The following is a 5,140-nucleotide window of genomic DNA, read 5'->3' as shown; positions in this document are numbered from 1 at the left end:
CCGATGGTCCAGGCGTTGAGCTTGTCCCGCATCTGCACCTCTAAACCCGAGTTCTTCAACCGGAGGGGTCGAGCGGTCGTCGAATCGACGAGCGCCAAAACGGCCAACAGGACGACGGCAAGGCTTGTGAAAAAACGGGTTGCAAAAAAACGGCTTGTGAGAAAAATCATTGCGATGTCTCGCTCCAACTTCCGGTGAATCGTTCAGGCGCGCTCGCTCTAAGGTCGATTTAAGTCATTGATTATAATACTGTTTTCGTCATTTGCGATAGCGCGATGACTGGCCTAGAGCCCGACCCCGAAAAGCCGCGATGCCGCCATTAAGTCCCCGTGGCTTTACGGGGAATTTGCCGAAATTGATCGAAGGGCTGGGCGGCTATGAACCCCCTTGATCACCCAACGGCCGCAAATCCCCCGATGCGCTGTCGCCCCCATAGGCACGCCCCGCTCAAACAGCCGCAGTCTCTGACCCGCGTGCGCGACGAGAGATCATCCCGGCGAGCTTTCACGACGTGTCTGCCAGGTCCGGAAACGGATGGGCTCCTCGACCTCCATGCCGCGCCCCGCGCAAAAAGCGGCGAGGCCCCCTCACCGAAGGCTTGATTATTCAAGGCTTGATCGTTCAAGGCTTGGCTCTGTGCGTTTGGCCAGCAGGCTTCTGGATGGACACCAATTCGACCGTCCGTAGAGTGGTGCGCAGAGATGGGGTAGGCATCCTTCAACCTGAAAGGCCGTGTCGCGAGCAGTTCTTCAATCAGCAGTCGATCGCCATCCTGCTGGACGAATCAATCCCGTCTGAAGGCTATTCGCGATTGACGCGTCAAGCCACGCGCTTCAAGCGCGATGTCCCATATAAGCCCTGACGCTCTGCGCGATCCGCTGCGCTTCGATGCTGATCTCGCGCAATTGCCCGGTTGGTGAGGTGATCTGGCCGCAGAAATACGATCGCGCGCCTGATGTCGGTCGGCCGCTCGACCATGATCGCGAGATCGAAGCCGGCGTCGGCCAGCACCTCGTCGGCGTCGTGATGCATGACAAAGGAACTGGTCCGGCCATGCGAGACCATGATAAGCGGCAATCCCTTGCCCGCCAGCGGACAACCCCTCACGCCCGGCAAGGTGATCCTGCCGAGATCGATCTCTGCCGGCGGCCTCGCGCAGGGATACCAGAGAGCGCCATGAATCGCCGGGCCGTCGGCACCGGCGGGAACATCGATGAACCGAGACCCTGCGCCGCGCGCCAGCGTCGGCGCAAGACAAAGAGCGATCACGACGATGAATCTGCACGCATGCGCCATCTGGCTCCCCGCTGGCCGGCGTCAACGCTCGAACAGAGCCTGACCTGCCGGCCTCGCGGCAGGCTTGATCGTTGTTGCGCGCCGGCGGGACGAGAGCGAACGACCTACCTGCCCCACACCTCCTCGGCGATTTCGACCGCAAGCCGGAGCTTGGCCCACTGCTCCTCCTCGGAGAGCACGTTGCCCTCCTCCGTCGAGGCGAAACCGCATTGCGGCGACAGCGCGAGCTGCTCGAGGTTCACGAACCTTGCCGCCTCCTGCAGCCGCCGCTTGATGTCGTCGTTCTTCTCGAGCTCGCCGAATTTCGAGGTGATGACGCCGACCACGACGACCTTGTTGCCCTTCGGCAGAAAGCGCAACGGCTCGAAGCCGCCGGCGCGATCGGAATCATATTCCAGGAAATAGCCGTCGTAATTGGTGCCGGCCAGCATGGTCTCGGCCACCGGCTCGTAGCCGCCGGAGGAAATCCAGGTGGAGCGGAAATTGCCGCGGCAGACATGCGTGGTGATGACCATGTCCGCCGGCCGCTCGGCGATCGCATAATTGATGATGCGCGCGTAGATCTGCTGCAGGCCGTCCGGGTTGTCGCCGCGCTCGCGCGCCTTGTTCAACTCCTCCTGCGAGCAGAGATAGGCCCAGACCGTGTCGTCGAACTGCAGATAGCGGCAGCCGGCGTCGTAGAACGCCTTCACCGCCTTGCGGTAGGTCTTGGCCAGATCCTCGAAGAAGGCTTCGAGATCGGGATAGACCTCGTTCGAGATCGCCTTGCGGCCGCCGCGGAAATGCAGCACCGCCGGCGAGGGGATCGTCATCTTGGCCGTGACGTGGGCGATATCCGCATGCTTTTTCAGGAATCTGAAATGATCGAGCATCGGATGGTCGGCGGGAAAGTCGAGCTTGCCGATCACACGCACCGCGTCGTGCCTGGTCTCGACGCCCGCGAACTGGATGCCTGCCTCGGGATGAAATAGCTCGCAGCCGGTCAGCTTGCTGAGGAAATCGAAATGCCACCATGAGCGGCGAAACTCGCCATCGGTCGCGAGCTTCAACCCGGTCGAGGCCTGCCGGTGCACGACCTTCTCGATCTCGAGATCCTCGGCCTTGCGCAGCTCCTCCGGGCCGATTTCACCCTTCGCCAGCTTGGCGCGTGCCTCCTTGATGCGTGGCGGTCGCAACAGGCTGCCGACCTCGTCGGCACGAAATGGCGGTCTGGTTCTCTGCATGGTTTCACTCCCCGAAAATCAGTCAGCTCAGGTACACTAATTCTGATCGCCTCTGCGAGCGCACCGAAGCCGGCCGGGGATACCACAGGAAGTGGCAAAGCCAACAGCATTGCTTCGACGTTGACGATTCCAGCCATGCCGGGCTCGCATTGTCAGGACTTTCCGGCCACGCCGAGATAGCGTTCCAGCGTGGCGGGATCGGCCTTCAAGGCGCTGCTCGAAGCGTCGTGAACGATGCGCCCACGCTCCAGGATCACGACGCGGTCGGCAAGCCCCAAAATCTTGCGGGCGTGCTGCTCGACGATGACCGAACAGATGCCGCCCGAGCGCGTGATCATGCCGATCGCCCGCAGCAGCTCCTCGACGATGATCGGCGCCAGCCCCTCGGTCGGCTCGTCCAACAGCAGCACTTTCGGATTGAGCGTCAGCGCACGCCCGATCGCCAGCATCTGTTGCTCGCCGCCGGAAAGCTGGTTGCCGAAATTGCCGCGCCGCTCCTTCAGCCGCGGAAACATCTGGTAGACTTTTGCGACCGTCCAGGGCCCCTTCTGCGCCACCGCGGTCATGTTCTCTTCCACCGTCAGCGAGCGGAAGATGTTGCGCTCCTGTGGTACCCAGCCAATACCGGCCCGCGCCCGCTGGTCTGGACGCAATGAGGTGATGTCGGTCCCGGCAAGCATCACCTTGCCGCCGAAGCGGCGGGTGACGCCGACGATCGAATTGATCAGCGTGGTCTTGCCGGTGCCGTTGCGGCCGAGCAGCGCCAGCACCTGGCCGTCGCCCAGGCTAAGCGACATGTCGGACAGCACCACGGCCTCGCCATAGCCGGCGCGTAGGCTTTCAATGACCAACAGATCATGCTTCGGTAGATCAGGCTTCAGCAGATCAGACTTCAGTAGATCAGACATGGGCGGCCTCGCCGAGATAGACCGCCCTGACCTGGGGATCGCGCGCGACGTCTTCGGGCGGGCCTTCGACCAGCAGGGCGCCTGCGACCAGGACCGAGATGCGATCGGCAAAGGAGAACACCAGGTCCATGTCGTGCTCGATCAAGAGCACGGTGACGTCGCGCGGCAGCGCCGCTACTGCAGCCAGGATGTCCTTGCGCTCGCCTTCCGGCACGCCGGCGGCGGGCTCGTCGAGCAGCAGCACGCGCGGCTTGGCCGCGATCGCGAGCGCGATCTCGAGCAGGCGCTGCTTGCCATAGGGCAAGGTCGAGGTCAGTTCGTTCATGACGTCGAGCAGCCGGAAGCGGCCGAGCGTTTCGGTGATCTCGGAATTGACATCGTCGCGCGTGCCCATGCGCCGCCACCAGTCGCCGCCGCGGCCGAGCCGCTCGGAGACCGCGAGCCCGATGGTTTCGAGCGGGGTCAAGTCGGCATAGAGCTGATTGATCTGGAAGGTGCGGGACAGGCCGCGCAACACCCGCTTGTGCACCGAAAACTCGGTGATGTCGTGGCCTTCCAGCAGGATGCGGCCGCCGCTTGGCCGGAGCACGCCGGTGAGCAAGTTGATGACGGTGGTCTTGCCGGCGCCGTTCGGGCCGATCAGCGCATGGCGCGCGCCGGAAGCAATTTTCAGGGACAGGTCCCGGGTCACCTTCAGCCCGTCGAATTGCTTTTCCAGCGCTCGTGTTTCCAGAGCGAACGTCATGGCAGATCGCTTTCCGGCAGCACCATTGCGGCCTTGCGTCCGACGAACTGGATGATGACGAGATTGGGCAGCCACAGCACCCAGCGATGCAGGCGCTGGCGGCCGACCAGCACGATGATCACGAGCACCAGCCCGATCCAGAACTGCCAGTACTCAGGCGTCAGCGCCGAAAACACCTCCTGCAGCAGCCGGAACACCACGGCGCCGATCAGTCCGCCATAGAGATAGCCGGTGCCGCCGATCACCAGCACCAGCATCAGATCGGCGGAGCGCTCGAACGCGAACACGTCCAGCGATGCCAGCGCGGTGGTCTGGGTGAACAGCGCGCCGGCGATTCCGGCGTAGAACGCCGACAGCGTGTAGACGGCAATCAACCGCTTGTTGACGGGAATACCGATCGCGGCCGCCCGCAGCGGATTATTGCGGATCGCGCGCAGCGACAGGCCGAACGGTGAATGCACGATGCGGCGCGCCAGCAGGAACAGCAGGAACAGCACCGCGAGAGCGTAGAAGAAGCCGGTCTTGCCGAACATGTCGAACGCGAACACGCCGAAAATCGGCTGCATCTCGATGCCCTGCAGGCCGTCAGTGCCACCGGTGATATCCGAGAAGCGCTCGGCGAGCGCCTCGAGCAACAGCGCAATCCCGAGCGTCACCATCAGGCGGGTCAGATCGGCGCCGCGGATCACCAGGAAGCTGGTCAAAAACCCGAGCACCATCGCGACGAGGCCCGCGGCGATCAGCGCAATCACCGGCTCGGAAATCACGCCGTGCACCGCAAGCAGGCCGGCGGCATAGGCGCCAGTGCCAAAAAAGGCGGCGTGGCCGAGCGAGACGATGCCGGCATAGCCGAGGATCAGGTCGAGCGACAGCGCGAACAGCCCGAGCCGCACGATGTCGGTCATGATCAGATAGCGGGACGGAAAGGCGAACGCGCAGGCGAGCGCCAGCAGCCAGAACAACAGTTC

5 protein-coding genes are annotated in these 5,140 nt (G+C 63.3%); all 5 read right to left on the bottom strand.

The window, feature by feature from the left end; genetic code table 11:
- Positions 1-819 precede the first annotated feature (819 nt).
- Positions 820-1,296, bottom strand: a complete 477-nt coding sequence (locus WCB02_RS30935; RefSeq protein ID WP_423964067.1) for a hypothetical protein — start codon at positions 1,294-1,296, stop codon at positions 820-822.
- A 104-nt stretch (positions 1,297-1,400) separates the two neighbouring features.
- Positions 1,401-2,519 carry a cobalamin-independent methionine synthase II family protein gene (locus WCB02_RS30930; RefSeq protein WP_423964065.1) on the bottom strand — a complete coding sequence of 373 codons (1,119 nt, stop codon included), beginning with the start codon at positions 2,517-2,519 and terminating at the stop codon, positions 1,401-1,403.
- Between the two features lie 152 nt (positions 2,520-2,671).
- Positions 2,672-3,427 (bottom strand): ABC transporter ATP-binding protein, encoded by a 756-nt coding sequence (locus tag WCB02_RS30925; protein WP_423964063.1) that lies wholly within the window; start codon positions 3,425-3,427, stop codon positions 2,672-2,674.
- Complete coding sequence (locus tag WCB02_RS30920) at positions 3,420-4,172, bottom strand: ABC transporter ATP-binding protein (RefSeq protein ID WP_423964061.1); 753 nt, start codon at positions 4,170-4,172, stop codon at positions 3,420-3,422. The genes WCB02_RS30925 and WCB02_RS30920 overlap by 8 nt, the downstream gene beginning before the upstream one ends.
- Positions 4,169-5,140: branched-chain amino acid ABC transporter permease (locus WCB02_RS30915; protein WP_423964059.1), on the bottom strand; the 972-nt coding region annotated here is incomplete at its 5' end. The genes WCB02_RS30915 and WCB02_RS30920, both read right to left, overlap by 4 nt.

Source organism: Bradyrhizobium sp. (genome assembly GCF_049581145.1).
Classification (GTDB): Bacteria; Pseudomonadota; Alphaproteobacteria; order Rhizobiales; family Xanthobacteraceae; genus Bradyrhizobium.
This window is presented reverse-complemented; position numbering and strand designations above follow the sequence as displayed.